Genomic DNA, 18350 nt, shown 5'->3' with positions numbered 1-18350 from the left:
CGTATTTGTGACAGGATATGACAGCAATCGCCCTGCGGCTTTGAGAGGCCTGCAGCGCTGCCATGCACAGCCGGTGTATTGAGAGAGAAATAATATTTGATGGGGGAAAGAAGCACGATGGAACCGATATTTTCCAAAACGCAGCCAGCCGCAGTGATGCAAAAAACAGGTTTTGATCCATGGAGCAGCGATGCTTCATCAGGGGAAAAAACAACGCGCTCGTTTTCAGATATTTTGAGCGAATCCATGAAACAGACCGAACAGCTTTCTGAAATTGCCGAAAACGACGGCATCCGGCTTGCCGCAGGGGATGCCGAAGACCTATCGCAGATCCAGATCAACGCGTTAAAAGCGGAAGCGGCCATTCAGACCACGGTTCAGCTTACATCCCGCGCTGTCAATGCTTACAAAGAGATTCTGCAAATGCAGATATGATTGTTAATAAGGATTAAGACGAGGGATGACTTGTGAACAAACCCGCAGTAAAAGAATTGCCAAAGCAGATCAAAGAGCATTGGTCAAAATTAAAGAAGAAACAAAAAATTGGAATCGGCATTATCGGGGGCTCCATAGTGTTGATTGCGATTTTTTTCACTGTTTTTCTCAACAGCAGAACTTCGGATTACACCGTGTTATACCCGAAGCTCAGCGCGGCAGAAGCCGGAAGCGTTTATCAGGCGCTGATCGAGATGGGTGCGAAACCGAAGTTCAACGATAACGGCGAGATCACGGTGCCCAGCAATGAATATGACGCGTGGATTTTGCAGCTGGCCTCCCGCGGATATCCCCAGACCGCGCTGACTTATGATGTTTTCTCATCGCACAGCGGCCTGACGGCAACCGAAACGGACAAGCAGCAATGGCTTTTATATCAGCTGCAAGACCGCATCCAGGCCACTTTATCCCGCATCGACGGCGTGGATAACGCCAGCGTTACCATCACGATGCCCGAGAAAACAAGCTATGCCTGGCAGCAGGCCGAGAACACGGAAAAACCCCGGGCAAGCGTGCTGCTTTCTTTAAAACCGAATATGAAACTGAGCGGCGATCAGGTGGATGCGATCAGAAACCTGATCGCATCCAGCGTTCCGAAGATGGAAGCCGACAGCGTTACGGTGGTCAACGCCAAAACGGGCTTGGAACTGCGCGCCGGCGGAGAAAAAAACGGCATTACCAATACGCTGAACCTGGAATATGAACAATTGGTGCAGCAGCAGCTGGAAGAGAATGTGACCCGCCTGCTGGCCCCGCGCTATGGCTCGGATGGCATCGTGGCGGCCGCAAAGGTCACGCTCGATTATGACAAGATGATCACCGAGAAGATGGAACTGATCGAAAAACCCGGCGAGGGCGAATATCTTTCGAAAGACGAAGGGCGTTACACCCTCAACGGTGAAGAAGCCGCCGGCGGCATTGTGGGGGAAGAAAACAACACGGATATTCCCGAATATGCCTACACCAAGCCCACCGATAACGCGGGGATGACCTATTATTGGTGGAACCGCAATTACGATTACGGATATATCAAAACAAAGGTGGAGCATGGCGACGCCATCCTCAAGCAGGCCACCATCTCGGTCATGGTTTCCGAAGAGAACCTCACCGATGCGCGCCGCGAAGAACTGACTTCCATCATTTCAGCCGGCACGAATATTTTGCCCGCATCGATTTTCGTCTCTTCGTTTGCGCCGCCGACGGAGGAAGAACCCAGCACGCAAACGGATGAAAAACCGGCCGAAGCGATCAACTGGATCGAGATCGCCGTCATCGCGGGCGCAGGGCTCCTGCTGCTTTTGGTGGTCGCGGTGGTCGTCACCATGGCGCTGAAAAAGCGCAAGCGGAAAACGCCGGAAGATGCGGCGGAAAACATCGACCCGGAAGAACTGGAAAAAATGCGGCAGGCCGAGATCGAAAAACATAAAAAATATCTGGAAGATATGGCGAAAAACGGGCTGGATGTGAAGGATGAAGCGATTACCCGCGATGTGCAGAAATTCGCAAAGGAAAACCCGGAGATCACGGCCAATCTGATCCGTTCCTGGCTTAAAGAGGGTGAATAAAAATGGCGACGGCAACAAGGCAATCTAAAAAACTATCCGCTCTTTCGCGGGCGGCCGCGGTGATCGTCGCCCTGGGCGAAGAACAGGCCGCCGCTGTCTATAAGCATCTGCATGAAGATGAGGTCGAAAAGCTGACGCTGGAAGTGGCAAAGCTCGAAAAGCTTTCGCCGACAGAGCTGCAGGATATCGTCAATGATTTTTACGGCCTGTGCACCACGCAAAAGGTCATTTCGGAAGGCGGTGTGCTGTATGCGCGGGCGATTTTGGAAAAAGCGTTTGGAACGCAGCTGGCCTCCTCTTATATGGATCGCGTTTCCAACGCCATGCAGATCCGCGCGTTCGAATTTATCCGCAAATCAAATTATAAAAACTTATTGATGATGCTTCAAAACGAGCATCCGCAAACCATCGCGTTCGTGCTTTCCTATGCCACGGCAGATCAGGCTTCCAGAGTTATTTCCGAGCTGCCCAAAAAGATGCAGCTGAACATCATCAAGCGCATTGCCGTTTTAGAAAGCGTTTCGCCCGAGATCGTGAGAAATGTCGAGGATGTTTTGGAGAAGCGATTCTCGGCGGTCGTTTCTGTGGATATGACCGAAATAGGCGGCATCAATTATGTGGCGGATATCATGAACCATACCGACCGCACCACCGAGAAATTCATCTTCGATGAGCTTGGCAAAAGCGACCCGAGCCTGTCGAATGAGATCCGCAAGCTGATGTTCGTGTTCGAAGATATCGTGCATCTGGATGACATGACCATCCAGAGGATCCTGAGGGATGTGGATCAGCAGGATCTTGCCATCGCCATCAAGGGTTCCAGCGAAGAGATCAAGAATGTATTGCTGAACAATGTTTCCAGCCGTGCAAAAGAAAACCTGCTTTCCGATATCGAATATCTGAGAAATGTACGCATGAAGGATGTCGAAGCGGCGCAGCAGAAGATCGTTGACACCATTCGTGTGCTGGAAGAAGGCGGCGAGATCGTGATCTCCAGAGGCGAGGAGGATATGATCATTGCCTAAAGTGATAAAAAACGGATCTCAGCTGCATCTGGGCAAAACGGTAAGAATTCCGGATGCGAAGCTCGCGGCAGAAGCGGGGCCGCCGGAAGAACAGGAAGAAAAGTTCATCGGCACACAGCCGCCCTGTGAAGAAACCAAGACCATCATCCGCGAGATCTATTGCGAGCCGGAACCGTTATCCCGCGAAGAACTGGAAGCGGAATATGAAACGGAACTGCGGCAGATCCGCGACAGCGCGGCCCAGGTGGCTTATGAACAGGCGTTTTGCGAAAAAGCGAGGGAAATCGATGCCTGCATCGCGGAAATCGACAGAAGCCTGTCGGCTTTATCCGCCCGCACAGAGGCGTTTTTTCAGGAGGCCGCAGACGGCCTGACGCTTCTTGCGGTGGAAACAGCGGAAAAGATTCTGCTGCAAAAAATAAAAGAAGACGACACGGTGCTTCTGCCGCTGGTCATGGGGGCCGTCAATCAGGTGAAGGATGCCCCGTGGCTGAAGGTCGAATTGCCCGAATGTGCGGCGGCTTTGGCGGAAAAGGTGAGAAAAGAGCTGCAAAGGCCGGAATACTGCAACCGCGGGCAGGTGGTGTTCGTGCCCGGCGATGCGGGGATCTGCAGGATAAAAACTTCCGGCGGCGCTTTGGTTGCGGATGTGGGCACACAGCTTGAAAACCTGCGCGACACGATTTCAAACGCCGAAAACCGATTGAATGGGGAATGAGAATGTCTTTCGCAGCCGAAAACATCAATAATTACCTTCGCATGCTCAAGCTGGCCGATCTTTACGCTTATGAAGGGCGCATCAGCAAAATCGCCGGCATGACCATCGAGATCACCGGCCTGCCCTGCAGCATTGGCGATATCTGCGTGATCAACGCCTGCAACGGCCATGAAGAGGTGGTATCGGAAGTGGTGGGCATCTCCGGCGATTCCGCGTTTTTGATGCCTTATCAGGAAGTGGATGGGATCGGATACGGCGACACGGTGGTGAACCTCAGAAAAAAGCTGACGGTCACCGCGGGCGATCAGCTGATAGGCCGAACCATCAACGCGCTGGGCAGGCCCATCGACAACGGGCCGCCCATCACGCAAGGCGTGCCGATCTCGATCAACGCGAGCCCCGGCAACCCGCTGGAACGCCCGCCGATCACCGAGGTCATGCAGATCGGCGTCAAGGCCATTGACGGGCTGCTGACCATAGGAAAAGGGCAGCGCATCGGCATATTCGCCGGCAGCGGGGTGGGCAAGAGCACCTTGATGGGCATGATCGCGCGAAATGTGCGGGCCGATATCAATGTGATCGCGCTGGTGGGCGAACGCGGCCGCGAAGTGGTGGAATTTATTGAGCGCGATCTGGGGCCCGAAGGGCGGAAACGATCGATCCTTGTGGTGGCCACATCCGATCAATCGGCGCTGATGCGGCTGCGCTGCGCGCAAACCGCAACGGCACTGGCCGAGTTTTATCAGCAGCAGGGCAAAGATGTGCTGCTGATGATGGATTCATTAACGCGGTTCGCCATGGCGCAGCGCGATATCGGCCTGAATTCGGGCGAAGCGCCTGTGGCCCGCGGATATACCCCTTCCATTTATTCCGCTCTGCCGAAACTTCTTGAACGGGCGGGCAATTTCAAAACCGGCTCCATCACGGGAATCTACACGGTTCTTGTGGAAGGGGACGATCAGAACGAACCCATTTCCGATACGGTCAGGGGCATCATCGACGGCCATATCGTGCTTTCGCGAAAGATCGCCGCGAAAAACCATTACCCCGCCATCGATGTTCTGGGCAGCATCAGCCGATTGATGTCGGGCATTGCGTCGCCCGAGCATAAGCAGGCCGCAAACGAAATGCGCAATATGATGTCGCTGATCCGCGACAATGAAGATCTGATCGCCATTGGCGCCTATGAACAGGGGAACAACCAGAGGCTCGACAAGGCGGTGGCTCACATGAAAACGATCGACGCGTTTTTAACACAGAAAACAGAAGAGACCTTTCAATTTTCAGATACGGTCGCGCTGATGCAGGATGCGGTTTTATAGAGGAGTTGAGAAACGATGCGCCCATTTGCATTCCCGCTGAAAAGGGTGCGGGATTATAAAGAACAGATTTTCGATAAAGAAAAAGAGACGCTTGCCAAATATCGAAGCAGACAAAGAGAACTGGAACTGGAATTGCAGGAAAACAGGGCCTATCTGACCGAAAAACGGGAAAAGTTGTCGAACAGGCAGAGGCTTGGCATCAAAATGGCTGAAATACATGCCGCGCAGTCGCTTATTGCGGCGGCGGAACGATCGATTCAAGAGATGGAGCAGCGCGTTGAAGAAGCACAGGCTGCAACGGCAGCGCAGCTGAAAATCGTTTTGGCGCAATCAAAAGAAATTTCCAGCCTGGATAAGCTGGAAGAAAAGAAACGGGAAGAGTATCTTCACGAAGCGGCAAAAGAATTTGAAAACCTGATCCTTGAAAATCTGACGACCCAGCTTGCTTTTCATCCGCAACAGCAATAAGTGCGCAGCCATGTATTTTGCATCGCATCAAAATCACCGACAGACAACACCTTGAAAGGAGGTGAAAAACATGAAATGTGAAAGAATGCAAAGCTTGCCCCGGTATGCGGTGGAAGGCGCAAACACCGATCGCGCCGCGGCAGAGTCATCGGGGGGAAATGAAGGCGCTTTTCTTGACCTGATATGCTCGCTGATGGAGGGGCAGCCGGAAGAACCGATCAGCACCGGCAAGCAGGAACAGGGCAAAGAAAAATTTTCGGAAGGTTCTGCGCTGGAACTGGCCGCGATGCTGCTGCAAACGCCGCAGAGCGTGAATACCATAGCCGTGGATGCGGCTGATTTCGACACTTCGGCAGAAGGCGCATGCGAGATCGCGCCGCTTTCTTTGGAAACAGCACCCGGCGGCAAGGCGGAACTCGTTCGGCCCGAAACCGCCCGTGAACAGCCTTTGGCCGAAACCGTTTCTTCGTTTGAGACGCTGATCCTTCAGAGCGGATCGCAGAAAGGGACGATCGATCAAGCAGACCCTTTGCCGGCACAAGCGCCGAAGCCCGAAACATTATTTGCGGGTTTGGACGAAAAAAACAGCGCGGCGCCGCTGAGCGAGGCTGTTTTCCATTGGGAAGAAGGCAACGACCGCCCGCTGAAAAAACAGACGGAACCCGTGAGCGCAACCGGCGAAGAGATCGCCGCCGCCGCGCAGCCCGCGGAAACACCCCGGGCCCCCGAAGGAGTAAGCGCGAAGATCGTTGAAAAAGCAAACGAACTGGCTCAGAGAGGCCGCATCTTCGACCAGCTGGGCGCGGCCATCCGCGAGAACAGCGCCAGCGGAAAACAGGAATTCACTTTTAAACTCAAACCCGAACATCTGGGGGGAATCACCGTTAAGCTGACCGAGCAGGATGGGAAAATGATCTTGCGGATCGCGGCGGATGTGGAGAAAACGGCGCGCATCATCAACGGCGATCTGGCGGCCCTGCGCGAAGCCGTGCGGCCGATGCAGGTCGAAGTGCAGCCGGCCACAGCGCGAATGACGGAAACCCCGGGCGGGCAAACACAGCAGTTCGGTTTTGGAAGCCAGCAGTTTTCGGGGCAGCAGCATCACTTTGCCGAACGGTCGCCCCGCGGGTTTTATCAAGCGGCCGAAGCCGGGGAAACCTTTTTGGCGCAGCCGCCCGCACCCACGCTTTCACGCGGGGGATTAGACACCTATATATAAACAGGATGTGGAGAAAAAATGGATACGAACAACACAAATATCGCGCGGACCTACGGCGGCACCGCGTCCGCCGTCACCTCTTTCAGCACGAAAAAAGACAACGCGACGATGGATCAATCGGATTTTCTGAAACTGATGGTCGCCCAGCTGCAAAATCAGGATTTTAAGAACCCGATGGATAACAGCGCCATGATCACCCAGATGTCTCAGCTGTCCAATATCCAGATGATGCAGGAAATGGCCGATTATTCCAAAACAAACTATGCCATCTCACTGGTGGGAAAAACGGTGACGGCGGCGCGTTTTGCCGCAAACGGAACGCCCGATATCACCACAGGCGTCATCGACAAGGCCGCCCTGGTGGATAAAGAATATGTGTTTTTTATCGGCGACAAACAGTATAAAGCAGCGGAGATCCTCTCGATCCAAGCCAATGCCGGGAAATAAGGCGGCGCTGCCCACCGCAGAACCGGCAGAAAATAAAGCGCAGCACAACGATCTGAAAGAAGGGGGCAGACGCAATGGAAGATATCCGATATAAAATCGCGGCATCCATCACGACGGGGGCGCCCATGGCGGCGCAAAGAACAGCAAATGCCGCAAAAAACAGCGCAGAAGCCGGGCCGCAATTTCGTGATCTGCTCAAAGAGCGCATCAGCGAAAACAGCAGGATCGAGTTTTCCAAACACGCGATCAAGCGGGTGGCCGACCATGGCATCGACCTGACGGAAGAGGCGCTGGCGCGTTTGAACAACGGGGTTCGGATCGCCAAGGAAAAGAATCTGGATGATACGCTTATTCTGATCGACGGGACGGCGTTTATCGTCAGCACAAAAAACAACACCGTGATCACCGCCGCAAACGGCGCCGAAGGGCCCGGCAGCGTTTTCACGAATATCGAGGGAACTGTGATTATATAGCCGGACCTTTTGAGGAGGCTATCATGCCGCCCGACTGACTGAGGGCGCATCAACTTAAAAAACAGGGGGTCAAAAGAATGAACAGAGCAATGTTTTCAGGCGTCGCCGGTCTGAAGACCCATCAGACAAAGATGGATACGATCGGCAACAATATCGCAAATGTGAATACATACGGCTTCAAATCCCAGCGCGCCGTGTTTTCAGACAGCTTTTATCAGACACTGCGCGGCGCATCCGCCGGCACGGCCAACCGCGGCGGGCGCAATCCTTCCAGCGTCGGCTACGGCTCCACTCTGGCGGGCATTCAAACAATGATGACGCAATCCAGCATGCAGAGCACGGGCAACGGTTTGGATGTGGCCATCACGGGGGATGGCTTTTTACAGGTGATGGATTCCAGCGGCAACACTTTTTATACGAAAGTCGGCCTGCTGGATTATGACTCTAACGGATATTTAACGGATATCAACGGCAATTTTGTGCTGGGCGCTTCCAGCGCGGATAAAAAACCGGGAACGGAAAAAATCAAACTCGATAACATCGGTTCCGTTGAGGCGAAAAAACCCACGGCCACCAAGGCGATCAACGGGGTCGAATATACGGTGTCCGCATCCAACGCCACAAAATACGGCAATGTGGGCTTTACCATGACCTCCAGCGAAGAACTCCCCGCGGGGCAAAAAGCGGTGGCGGCCATTTCCACCACGGGCGCCATTACGGTCACGCTGAATGCGTTTGAAAAGTTTTCTTCCATGAGCGAGCTGAATAACACCATCAACGCGGCGATCACCGAGGCAAACGGCGGCAAGACCCACGCAGCCGGAACTTTTACCGTATCCGCCAAGAAAAATGTGTTCGGCACCGACGCGGTTTCGGGCGGGTTCACCGGCGCGCCGAACACGGGCAAAACCCAGCTGACCGTTGAAGACGCTCAGAAATTCTTCGGCGGGGCGTTATCGGTGAAAGCGTTCGCGCCGGGCGTCAGCACTTCCGGCGTGGGCACGGGAACTGCATTCACCGTAACGCCGCCCGTTCACCCCGAAACAAAATATACCGTGACCGCCGCGATCGGCGGCCTTACTTACACCGGCACCATCGACCCGAACACCACCGTCGGCAGCAGCGTGACTTTGACGGGCAACGGAACGCCCACGGCCGGATCGGTGACCCTGCAAGTGATGAAAAACGGCACAGACCTGAAAAACGCGCTGACGGCAGGGGTGGGCACGAATCCCGGCGTTGCAAAGCCGCTTTTGGGCGGGGCAAAGATCACGGCTGTGAGCCCGGCTTTTGCCACCGGCGGCGGAATCACCTTTTCAATGGATCGCGGCACCATCGATACAGACGGCAAATATAAGCTGATGGCAACCGTGGGCGGAAAAGAATATGCGGCAGAGGTTCCCGCGGGCGGCGGAACCGTTGTTTTAAAGACAGCCAACGCCGCCGACGGCACCATTACCATGTCGCTTCCTTCGGCGGTGGATGCCGCCGCGGCCCTGGGCATCGCAAAGGATAAGCTGGGCGACGGCATGGCTTCAACGCTGACCGATCATAACTATAAAGCCATCGCCGCAAAACCGGCGGTGACAGCGGCCCTCACCGGCGCTCAGATCATGGGCAGCAATTTTGGAATTGTGCGCGGATCGATCACCGGAATGGAAACGGGCGCGTTTGGCGGCGGAATGAAGTTCATCGAAACAAGCTCCGATTTTTCGGCAAGCGGCGCGGTGAACGGCGGGTCTGATTTTAAGGCCAAATATGTTGCCGAAACACCGACTTCCCCGGCATCATGGAGCGTCGCGCTCAATGTGGGCGGAAAAGAATACAGCGCGTCGATCAATAAAGATACGCTGGCTTCCTCCCTTTTGCTCAAGGGGCCGGATGGAGATTATATCCAGGTCACAAACCCGGGATTTTCGGCGTTCCGCGACGCATATGTGGCAAACAATGCCGGGGTGGAACCGCAGGATGGCGCAGAGGTATATGCCTATACAGACGGCAAAACGCTGGAAGTGACGGCATCGACGCCTTCAAAAGATCTGGGCCTGGGCGAAACTTTTGCCCTGGCAAACGGCACGGAGGGCGGCCAGATCACGCTGGATCAGATCTCAAGCATCGCCATCGGGGCCGACGGAACCGTATCGGTGAGCCACCCCGAAAAGGGCGTGGTGGTGGCGGGAAAGATCTCGCTGGCGAATTTTTCAAACCCCAGAGGCCTTGCGCTGGAAGGCACGAACTATTTTTCGGCCACGGCGAATTCCGGCAGCCCGAAGCTGTGCGACCCGGGAAGCGACGGCAGCGGCAGCCTTAAAAGCAGCGCTTTGGAAATGTCGAATGTGGATCTTTCCAATGAGTTTGCCGATATGATCACCACCCAGCGCGGGTTCCAGGCCAATTCCCGTATCATCACGGTATCGGATACCATGCTGGAAGAACTTATCAACCTGAAACGGTAAACAGCGTCATTTGCATCGGCTTGTTTCGGGCGGCAAAGCCGCCTGAAGCGGGCGGGGCAAGGAAAGGAAGACACACATGATCGTGCTGACAAAACTTAACGGGGCATCGTTTGCCGTTAACTGCGATTTGATCGAAACCATTGAGCAAAACCCGGATACCATGGTTCGCATGACGACAAAGAACTATTTCAATGTGAAAGAAAGCATGCAAGAGGTCATAGATAAAATCGTGGAATTCAGAAGGACCTGCACGCCTGCGTTTTCAACGGAGACACGCAGAGAATAAAGGAGGCAGGCTGAAAAATGAAACGAAAAATCGACCCGATGTCAGTGGCCGGGCTGATCCTCGGGATCGTGCTGATCGTTGTCAGCATCATGCTGACCGAGAAAGCAAAACCGGCCACGGGATATGATCTTATCGCGAAGAATCTGGAAGCGTTTTACGATCTGCCCAGTGTGGGGATCGTTATCGGCGGAACACTGGCAGGCCTTATGATCATGTTTCCGCTTTCCCAGTTTAAAAAGATACCGAAGCATCTGATGGTCGTATTTCTGCCGCGGCAGTATCGCTCGGAAGAATATATCGAGCTTCTGGTGGAAGAAGCCAAAAAGGCAAGGATCAACGGTTTGCTTTCTTTGGAATCGGATATTGTCGAAATTCAAGACCCCTTCATGAAAAACTGCCTGCAGATGCTGGTTGACGGCGTGGATGCGGAAGATATCAAAGCGCAGATGGAATCGGCGCTGGATAGCCTGGATGAGCGCCATTCGCAGGAACGCGCCTTCTATGACAAGGGGGCATCCCTCGCGCCGGCATTCGGCATGGTGGGAACCCTGATCGGCCTGATCAATATGCTTAAAAACTTAGAGGATGTCGCCTCTGTCGGGCCGAGTATGTCGGTTGCGCTGATCACGACTTTTTATGGGTCGCTGCTTGCCAACATCGTGTTTGCGCCCATTTCAAATAAACTGCGCGTTCGGCATGAAGAAGAATATCTGTGCATGCGCATCATCTGCGAAGGAACACAGGGCATACAGGCGGGCGCCAACCCCAATCTGCTTCGTGAAAAGCTGGTCAGCATCCTGCCGGAATATCAAAAAAAGAAGCTTGCGGCCCATTCGGGCGAAGCCGAAGGGGAATCCGGCAAAAAAAGCAAAAAAGGCAAGAAATAAAACTATTTCCTGCGACTGCGCTTAAGGTGGTGTTTTAACAATGAGGAAAAGACCTTCTGAAGAAGGCGGAGGAGATTCCTGGCTCAATACATATGCCGATATGGTGACCCTGCTGCTCACCTTTTTTGCTGTTTTGCTGAGTATGTCCTCTGTGAATAAAGATAAATTCAACGCGTTTATCGAATCTTTTTCTTCGCTTCCGTCGGAAGTGATCGAAGAGATCGTCAAAGCCGGAAACGCCGCGGATGGGGAACCGATGACCCCGGAAGAAACGGCCAGCGCCATGGAACAGCTGTTTTCACAGCTGGATCATTTCGTAAAAACCAGCGGCGCACCCGATGCGGTGAACCTTTCTATGGTGGATGATGTGATCTATGTAAGGTTCGACAGCGCCGTGTTTTTTGAACCCGACCGTTATGCGGTTCGGCCGGAAAGCACACCGATGCTGGCAATGATCGGAAACGGGCTGAAAAAGTTCGAGAAAGATATTCAGCTGATCACCGTTTGCGGCCACACCGCCACCACCCAGCGCAGAAACAGCGATGTCAGCGATTGGATGCTATCCGGCGAAAGGGCGGCGGTGGTCGCCATTTATCTGGAAGAACAGCAGGGGTTCGACCCGAAAAAGCTCATCGTGATGGGATATGGCAACAATTTTCCCGTCGCCGAGAACGAAACGGAAGAAGGCCGCCGCGCCAACCGCAGAGTGGAGCTTGCGATCATCGGAAACAATAAAAGCATCACGCTGGGAACAGGCGCCGTGGCGGGCGACCTTCAATATAAAAGCTATGATAAGGCATCCACCAAGGATGTATTGACCCCGCCACATGCATCCATCACGCCGGAGGCTGCCCCCCAGCAGGGGGCGGGCGCAGCGGTTTCCCCCCAGCAGGGGACAGGCGCAGCGGTTTCTCCTTATAACGACCCGGAATAAGCTGACTGTCTATGAAAGGGGGTTGAGCCATGGCAGAAGCATTGTCACAAAACCAGATCGATGAGCTGCTACAGAAAGTGCGGGCAGGCATCGTCGATCAAAATCAAACAGAACCAAAGGCAAAAGAAAAACTTTATGATTTCACATCGCCGAAAAAGTTTACGAAAGATCAGCTTACATCGCTGAACAACCTGTATGAAAACTATTCCAGAGTGCTTTCATCCTATTTCACCAGCGTCTTGCGCAGCGTTTGCGAGGTCAGCGTCAGCCAGATCGAGGAACAGCGATACCATGAATTCAGCAACGCGCTGCCCGATAACACTCTGGTGGGGATGATCCTTTTCAAACCCGACACCGGCGCATGCAATGAAACCACGATCATGATGGAGTTCCCCACCGCGTTTGGTTTTCTGGTCGTTGACCGCCTGATGGGCGGAACCAGTGAAGTCTATGCGCCCGACCGCGGTTATACCGATATTGAAACTTCTCTGCTGAGTCATATTCTGACGAATGTAACAAGGTATATGCAGGAAGCCTGGAGCGGGAATTTTCCGCTGACGACCTCTCTGCGCAGCATCGAAACCAACGGGCGGCTGCTGCAGGCTTTTTCGCCGCAGGATATCGTGGTGATCGTCAGCATGGAGATCAGAGAAGAGCATTTCAGCGGCACGGCCAATATCTGCATGCCTGCTGAAAATCTGGAAGATCTGATCAAGAGCTTCAGCGTGAAGTATTCGCATGAAGCCAAACAGAGCGACCCTGAAAAAGAGCGCATGAAACAGGAAGTCGTGATGGAATATCTGAAACAATCCGATCTGGAGGTCAAGGCGTTTTTGGATATCTGCCCCATGAGCCTGGGAGAGATCTGCCAGTTGCAGGTCAATGATGTGATCTCGCTCAACCGCAGCATCGACGAGGATGTTGAAGTGTATGTGGAGGGGATCCCGTGGTATACGGCGCGTCTGGGCGAAGCAGGTTCAAAAAAGGCAATCAAACTGGTTGCGGCAATAGAAGACAATACCAAATGAAAGAGGTGATATCAATTGGAAAATGAACAGGAGATTTTGCTTTCCGCAGAAGAGCGGGACACAATCGGTGAAATTATGAATATCAGCATGGGTTCGGCCGCAACGGCTGTTTCCACCATGCTGGAAAAACAGGTGTCTATCACCACGCCCATCCTGGAACAGGATATGTTCAAGGCCATTGATTATTCCGAGCTGGAACCCGCGATCATCGTGAAGATACGCTATGTGCAGGGGATCGAAGGCTCGAATGTCATCATGCTCAAACGGCATGATATGCGCGTGATCCTTGATTTGCTGATGGGCAACGATTTCACCAGCGAAAGCGATGAATTCGAGTTTGACGATATGAGCATGAGCGCCGCCTGCGAGGTGATGAACCAGATGATGGGCGCTTCTGCAACGGCCCTGTCTGAAATCCTCAATATTCCGATCAATATCTCGATCCCCGAAGGGCAGCTGATCGAAAACAGGGATGAGGCGCAGGCTTTGTTTGATGGCATCCGCATGGATGACCAGGTAGTCTCTATTTCATTCAAAATGATGATCAAAGGGGTGCTTGATACCACTTTCCGCTGTTTCATGACGGAAGAACTGGCCAAGAGGATCGTGGATCTGGTCAATGCGCCGGAAGATACTTCGGAAGAGCCCCATTCGGCGATGCTCAGCCCCATGGAAGAAAGCCGGCCGGACCCGCAGCCCCCCGCAAGCCCCGCCGCCCCCGCAAACCCGGCACCGGCAAGCCCTGCGGCGCAGCCCGCCGCCGGCAGCCCGCCGCCCAATATCGCGCCGCCGGTGATGCCGCCGATGCAGCAACAACCGCCGATGCCGCAGCCGCCGCAGATGATGGCACCCCCCCAGCAGATGTATTATATGCCGCCGCAGCCGCCGATGCAGCCCTATTGCCAGGAACCGCAGGTGCCGGTGAAAACGGCGGAATTCCCCGATTTCACAAAGCAGCTCCGCATGGATCAGATCCCATACGGATCGAACCTTGGGCTGTTGATGGGCGTGCAGCTTGATGTATCGGTGGTCGTGGGCCGAACAAAACGGAAAATAAAAGACATCATGGAATTCGGCCAGGGCACGGTGGTGCTTCTGGATACCCAGACGGGCGCCCCGGCAGAGATCGTTGTCAACGGAAAATTGATCGCTTATGGCGATGTGGTGGTCGTGGGCGATAATTTCGGCGTGAAGATCACCGAGATCGTGGGCACAAAAGAACTGATGGCATCTTTGAATTCGCAGAAATAAACAGATCGATTATATAAATTTGGGAGGCAGTTGCTATGTATAAAATATTAGTCGTTGACGATGCGGGATTCATGCGTAAAACGGTTCAGAACCACCTGAGCAAGGCCGGATACGACACTTTTGTCGAGGGCGAAGACGGCCAGCGCGCCGTTGCGCTATACCAGGAACAAAAGCCCGACCTTGTGATCATGGATATCACCATGCCCAATATGGATGGCATCGAAGCGCTGCGCACGATCCGCGGCATGGACCCCGGCGCCAAAGTGGTGATGTGCTCTGCCATGGGGCAGGAAAGCATGGTGATGGAAGCGATCCAGCTGGGGGCATTGGATTTTATCGTGAAGCCCTTTAAAGCCGACAGGATCATCCAGACCGTAAACAAGATTTTGCCGCTTTAAGGCGCGGTTTGCAAGGTCATGGGAGAAAACATCAAATACATTCTTTCCCTCGGCGGAACCCTGCTGATGGTGGCGGCGGTGTTTTTCGGCGCCTATGCGGTTTCTAAAATGGTCGCCCGGGGATATTCCGGCCGAACGGCAAACAGGAATCTTATTGAGATCACGGCATCGGCGGCCATCGGGAAAGGGCAGTCGCTGCTGATCGTGCGCACCGCCGGCAAGGCGTTTTTGCTGGGGGTCAGCGAAAAGAGCATCCAGACCATCAGCGAACTCGACCCGGAAGGCCTGCCGGCCGCAAACAGCGAAACCCCGGAAAGCCATCCGTTTTTTAATATGTTTGAAGCAATGGTGGCGGAACACAGAGAGAAGAAAAACCACGAGGGGAAGACGGGCAATGGTTAACACCGAAAAGGCGGCCGGAAACAGACGCCGCAAAAAAGCCGCGGGCGGAAAATTTCACAAAGCCGTGTTTGCCTTCGGGGCCACTTTTCTTCTTCTTTGCGCCGTTTCGCTGAAAACAAGGGCGGCTTCGATCAATATCGGGTTTGACACGGCCTCGGGCGATGCCGGCTTAAGCAGCCTTCAGCTGCTCATGCTGTTTGCCCTGCTTTCGCTGCTGCCGTCGCTGCTTATTATGATGACAAGCTTCACGAGGATCGTCATCGTGTTTTCCTTTTTGCGAAATGCGCTGGGGCTTCAGCAGACGCCGCCAAACCAAGTTTTGATCGGCCTTGCGCTGTTCCTTTCTTTGTTCATCATGTCGCCTGTGCTGAAGGAAGTGAACGAAAAGAGCGTTCAGCCATATATAGCCGGTCAGATCACGCAGAAAGCCGCCTTGCAGCAGGCGGAAAAGCCGCTGAAGCAATTTATGCTCAAACAGACGAAAAGCTCTGATTTAAACCTTTTTCTATCGCTTTCGAAACAGAAAGAAACGGCGGACGGCAAAAGCCCGCAGGCCCTTTTGAAGCTTGATCTGAGCGTGATCGTGCCCGCTTTCATCACCAGCGAATTAAAGCGCGCGTTCACCATGGGCTTTCTGATTTTTCTTCCGTTCATGATCATCGATATGATCGTTGCAAGCACGCTGATGTCGATGGGCATGGTGATGCTGCCGCCGTCGATGATATCGCTTCCGTTCAAGATCATGCTGTTTGTGATGGTCGACGGATGGAGCCTGCTGATGGAAATGCTGATCACCAGTTTTTATTAAACGCCTGAAAGGGCCGACCGGGGGGGTGAAGATCGATATGTCGCAGGGAGATATTCTGATGATATTCCGTGAGACGATTTGGATGATTTTGAAACTGGCGTCGCCGATGCTGATCGTCAGTATGCTGCTGGGCCTTCTGATTTCCGTTTTTCAGGCCGCCACGCAGATCCACGAGCAAACGATCACATTCGTGCCCAAAATCTTTGCCATCGCCTTTATTCTGATCTTTGCCGGGTCGTGGATGCTCACCAGCATGACGGATTTTTTCCGCAGCCTGATGTCTATGATGGCCGGTTTATAGCTTATGGATCTGAAAGTTTTCATCAACGATATCAACATCTATGCCCTTGTGTTCTGCCGGGTCGGCGGGATGCTGCTGTTCAACCCCCTGATCCAGCGGAAAAACATACCCGGTCAATTCAAGCTGGCGCTTGTTTTGGGCATCACGGTTCTGCTGGCCCCGGGCATCGGCGGCGCTGCAGACAGCGCCTTCCCTTCGGGGCTTTTGCTGCTGTTTGCCATGATCAAAGAACTTGCCCTGGGGGCGGTGTGCGGTTATGTGTTTCAGGTATTCTATCTGCTGCTTTCCACCGCGGGGGATCTGATCGACATGGGGTTTGGCTTATCCATGGCAAAAGCCTTCGACCCCGGCACGAATATGCAGCTTTCCATCACGGGGAACCTCTTTCAGCTGCTGTTTGCGGTTTACTTTTTTGCCACGGACAGTCACCTGGTCTTCATCAAACTGATCGCTTCTTCTTATGACATCGTGGGCCCCGGAAGCATTGCTTTTGGCCCCGATATTGCCCGGTTCGGCATGACTTTGTTCGTTTCCGCCTTTTCGCTGGTGCTGCATCTGGCGCTTCCCTTTGCGGCGGCTTCTTTTGTTTTGGAAATCGCCATGGGTATTTTAATGAAGCTCATCCCTCAGATCAATGTTTTTTCCATACATTTTCAAGTGAAGATTTTGCTGGGTGTGGTGCTGCTGTTTGTTTTCGCGGTTCCGATCACTTCGTTTTTACAGCAATATATCGATACGATGCTGGCGGAAACAGCAAATCTGCTGAAACTTTTATAGAACTTTGCGTTTCGGGAAGGTGAACAGATGGCAGGCGAGAAAACAGAAAAAGCGACCCCGAAACGAAAGCAGGATGAACGAAAAAAGGGCAATGTGTTCTTCAGCCGCGATATCATCACGGCGCTGTCGCTGCTGACATCGTTTTACGGCATCAAGATGATCTATCCCAGCGCGCAAAAAAACCTGCAAAAGCTGATCGAAAGCTTTTTTCGGCTGCTTCCCGCGCAGCAGAGCCTCACACAGGCGGATGCGAAGCGGCTGATGATAGAGGGGATGACGACCTTTGCGCTTACGGCGCTGCCACTGCTGCTGTTGTGTGTTTTGGTGGCCGTGGCGGCGACGATGCTGCAAACGCGCATGCTGTTCAGCACAAAGGCGTTCGCTTTTAAAGGCGAACGGATCAACCCGCTGAACGGCCTGAAAAAAATGTTCGCGTTTAAAAGCGTCATCGAGCTGGTGAAATCTATTTTGAAGATCACCGTTGTCGGCTATGTCATCTTTCAGGCGGCAAAAAAAGAACTTTCCCTGCTGCCCCGGCTGATGGAGATGGGGTTTCAGCAGTCGATTTATTACACCGGGCAGGTGATCTTCAGGCTCGTCATCAAAGTGGGCATCATTTTCGTTTTTTTATCCCTTGCCGATTACCTCTATCAGTGGTGGGATTACGAGAAAAACCTCAGGATGAGCAAACAGGAGATCAAAGATGAATATAAGCAATCGGAAGGCGACCCGCAGATCAAGGGCAGGCAGCGCTCGCTGCAGCAGCAGCGCTCGCGGCGAAGAATGATGCAAAGCGTTCCCGCCGCGGATGTGGTGATTCGAAACCCGACGCATTATGCCGTGGCGCTGAAATATGACCAGGATAAAAACAGCGCGCCCGTCGTGGTGGCAAAGGGCGCGGATAAACTGGCGCTGCGCATCGTGGCCATCGCAGAAGAAAACCATGTCTATGTGACGGAAAACCGCCCGCTGGCGCGGGCCCTGTTTGAAACGGTGGAAGTGGATCAGGAAATTCCGGGGAAATATTTCAAAGCGGTGGCAGAGGTTCTGGCCTTTGTTTACGCATTGAAGGAAAAGGGGGAAAGATAGC

The 18350-nt window shown here is 53.5% G+C and carries 21 protein-coding genes; all 21 read left to right on the top strand.

Translation table 11 applies throughout. From position 1 onward, the window contains the following. The first annotated feature begins 117 nt into the window (after positions 1 to 117). The 21 genes from ACJA3I_RS00555 to flhB all read left to right on the top strand — a co-directional run bounded on the left by ACJA3I_RS00555 (position 118) and on the right by flhB (position 18349). The gene (locus ACJA3I_RS00555; protein WP_458862829.1) at positions 118 to 435 is read left to right on the top strand and encodes a flagellar hook-basal body complex protein FliE; all 318 of its coding nucleotides are present in this window, start codon (positions 118 to 120) and stop codon (positions 433 to 435) included. A 32-nt stretch (positions 436 to 467) separates the two neighbouring features. After that, a complete protein-coding gene (fliF, locus tag ACJA3I_RS00550; RefSeq protein WP_458862828.1) occupies positions 468 to 2060 on the top strand; it encodes a flagellar basal-body MS-ring/collar protein FliF in 1593 nt (530 codons plus the stop codon). A gap of 2 nt (positions 2061 to 2062) precedes the next feature. Further along, complete coding sequence (gene fliG, locus ACJA3I_RS00545; RefSeq protein WP_458862827.1) at positions 2063 to 3085, top strand: flagellar motor switch protein FliG; 1023 nt, start codon at positions 2063 to 2065, stop codon at positions 3083 to 3085. Continuing rightward, positions 3078 to 3803 carry a FliH/SctL family protein gene (locus tag ACJA3I_RS00540; RefSeq protein WP_458862826.1) on the top strand — a complete coding sequence of 242 codons (726 nt, stop codon included), beginning with the start codon at positions 3078 to 3080 and terminating at the stop codon, positions 3801 to 3803. The genes fliG and ACJA3I_RS00540 overlap by 8 nt, the downstream gene beginning before the upstream one ends. Positions 3804 to 3805: 2 nt before the next feature. Then, positions 3806 to 5125 (top strand): FliI/YscN family ATPase, encoded by a 1320-nt coding sequence (locus ACJA3I_RS00535; protein WP_458862825.1) that lies wholly within the window; start codon positions 3806 to 3808, stop codon positions 5123 to 5125. Between the two features lie 15 nt (positions 5126 to 5140). After that, positions 5141 to 5593 carry a flagellar export protein FliJ gene (locus ACJA3I_RS00530; RefSeq protein WP_458862824.1) on the top strand — a complete coding sequence of 151 codons (453 nt, stop codon included), beginning with the start codon at positions 5141 to 5143 and terminating at the stop codon, positions 5591 to 5593. Positions 5594 to 5663: 70 nt separating this feature from the next. Continuing rightward, the gene (locus tag ACJA3I_RS00525) at positions 5664 to 6812 is read left to right on the top strand and encodes a flagellar hook-length control protein FliK (protein ID WP_458862823.1); all 1149 of its coding nucleotides are present in this window, start codon (positions 5664 to 5666) and stop codon (positions 6810 to 6812) included. 18 nt (positions 6813 to 6830) lie between these two features. Beyond that, positions 6831 to 7259 (top strand): flagellar hook assembly protein FlgD, encoded by a 429-nt coding sequence (locus ACJA3I_RS00520; RefSeq protein WP_458862822.1) that lies wholly within the window; start codon positions 6831 to 6833, stop codon positions 7257 to 7259. 74 nt (positions 7260 to 7333) lie between these two features. After that, positions 7334 to 7732 carry a TIGR02530 family flagellar biosynthesis protein gene (locus ACJA3I_RS00515; protein ID WP_458862821.1) on the top strand — a complete coding sequence of 133 codons (399 nt, stop codon included), beginning with the start codon at positions 7334 to 7336 and terminating at the stop codon, positions 7730 to 7732. Between the two features lie 77 nt (positions 7733 to 7809). Next, positions 7810 to 10188, top strand: coding sequence for a flagellar hook-basal body complex protein (locus tag ACJA3I_RS00510; RefSeq protein ID WP_458862820.1), 2379 nt, complete (start codon positions 7810 to 7812; stop codon positions 10186 to 10188). 76 nt (positions 10189 to 10264) lie between these two features. Beyond that, on the top strand, positions 10265 to 10474 hold the full coding sequence (locus tag ACJA3I_RS00505) for a flagellar FlbD family protein (RefSeq protein ID WP_458862819.1): 210 nt from the start codon (positions 10265 to 10267) through the stop codon (positions 10472 to 10474). Positions 10475 to 10491: 17 nt separating this feature from the next. Beyond that, positions 10492 to 11361 (top strand): motility protein A, encoded by an 870-nt coding sequence (locus ACJA3I_RS00500; RefSeq protein WP_458862818.1) that lies wholly within the window; start codon positions 10492 to 10494, stop codon positions 11359 to 11361. A gap of 40 nt (positions 11362 to 11401) precedes the next feature. Next, a complete protein-coding gene (locus tag ACJA3I_RS00495; RefSeq protein WP_458862817.1) occupies positions 11402 to 12295 on the top strand; it encodes an OmpA/MotB family protein in 894 nt (297 codons plus the stop codon). A gap of 29 nt (positions 12296 to 12324) precedes the next feature. Further along, the gene (gene fliM / locus ACJA3I_RS00490) at positions 12325 to 13323 is read left to right on the top strand and encodes a flagellar motor switch protein FliM (RefSeq protein WP_458862816.1); all 999 of its coding nucleotides are present in this window, start codon (positions 12325 to 12327) and stop codon (positions 13321 to 13323) included. A 15-nt stretch (positions 13324 to 13338) separates the two neighbouring features. After that, complete coding sequence (gene fliY, locus ACJA3I_RS00485) at positions 13339 to 14574, top strand: flagellar motor switch phosphatase FliY (RefSeq protein WP_458862815.1); 1236 nt, start codon at positions 13339 to 13341, stop codon at positions 14572 to 14574. Positions 14575 to 14609: 35 nt separating this feature from the next. Then, positions 14610 to 14972: a response regulator gene (locus tag ACJA3I_RS00480; protein ID WP_458862814.1), complete on the top strand. Its 363-nt coding sequence runs from the start codon at positions 14610 to 14612 to the stop codon at positions 14970 to 14972. 18 nt (positions 14973 to 14990) lie between these two features. Then, positions 14991 to 15374: a FliO/MopB family protein gene (locus ACJA3I_RS00475; protein ID WP_458862813.1), complete on the top strand. Its 384-nt coding sequence runs from the start codon at positions 14991 to 14993 to the stop codon at positions 15372 to 15374. Continuing rightward, positions 15367 to 16182, top strand: coding sequence for a flagellar type III secretion system pore protein FliP (gene fliP / locus ACJA3I_RS00470; RefSeq protein ID WP_458862812.1), 816 nt, complete (start codon positions 15367 to 15369; stop codon positions 16180 to 16182). The genes ACJA3I_RS00475 and fliP overlap by 8 nt, the downstream gene beginning before the upstream one ends. A 37-nt stretch (positions 16183 to 16219) precedes the next feature. Further along, positions 16220 to 16483, top strand: coding sequence for a flagellar biosynthesis protein FliQ (gene fliQ / locus ACJA3I_RS00465; protein WP_458862811.1), 264 nt, complete (start codon positions 16220 to 16222; stop codon positions 16481 to 16483). Positions 16484 to 16486: 3 nt separating this feature from the next. Next, positions 16487 to 17260 carry a flagellar biosynthetic protein FliR gene (locus tag ACJA3I_RS00460; RefSeq protein WP_458862810.1) on the top strand — a complete coding sequence of 258 codons (774 nt, stop codon included), beginning with the start codon at positions 16487 to 16489 and terminating at the stop codon, positions 17258 to 17260. Between the two features lie 27 nt (positions 17261 to 17287). Then, entirely contained in the window at positions 17288 to 18349 is a 1062-nt protein-coding gene (gene flhB / locus ACJA3I_RS00455) for a flagellar biosynthesis protein FlhB (protein ID WP_458862809.1), read from the top strand. The last annotated feature ends 1 nt before the right edge of the window (position 18350 follow it).

Origin of the sequence: Acidaminobacterium chupaoyuni (assembly GCF_047936785.1) — a bacterium.
Lineage (GTDB): Bacteria > Bacillota > Clostridia > Oscillospirales > Butyricicoccaceae > Acidaminobacterium > Acidaminobacterium chupaoyuni.
Note: the sequence above shows the minus strand (reverse complement) of the source record. Positions and strands in the feature narration are given on the sequence as shown.